Source organism: Streptomyces sp. NRRL F-2664 (genome assembly GCF_000719345.1).
GTDB lineage: Bacteria > Actinomycetota > Actinomycetes > Streptomycetales > Streptomycetaceae > Streptomyces.
The window spans coordinates 1-249 of record NZ_JOFX01000568.1; the positions used below are offsets into that span (position 1 = coordinate 1).

At 71.1% G+C, this 249-nt stretch carries 1 protein-coding gene; it reads left to right on the forward strand.

Features of this window, described 5'->3' with window-relative positions; translation table 11 throughout:
• The coding region (locus IF89_RS40265) for a hypothetical protein (protein ID WP_043195193.1) at window positions 1–249 on the forward strand (249 nt) is incomplete at both ends.

Here is a 249-nt window from a genome sequence, read left to right on the forward strand (position 1 = left end):
TACGGGCCTGGCGGCATCCCGCACAGCACCGTGCTGAACCCGGCCGCACCGGATGTGTATCCGGGGCAGGAGTTCACCGCAGCCCTGACCCGCGACCTCGCCGGACGCCAGACCTCCAAAACCCTCACCCAGGGCGGGGACGCCACCCGTACCGGTGTGCGCAGCACCTACGATCCGGCCGGGCGCCTGGCCTCCCAGACCGACCAGCTCGGCAACACCACCACCTACACCTACACCGGCGACGGGCAG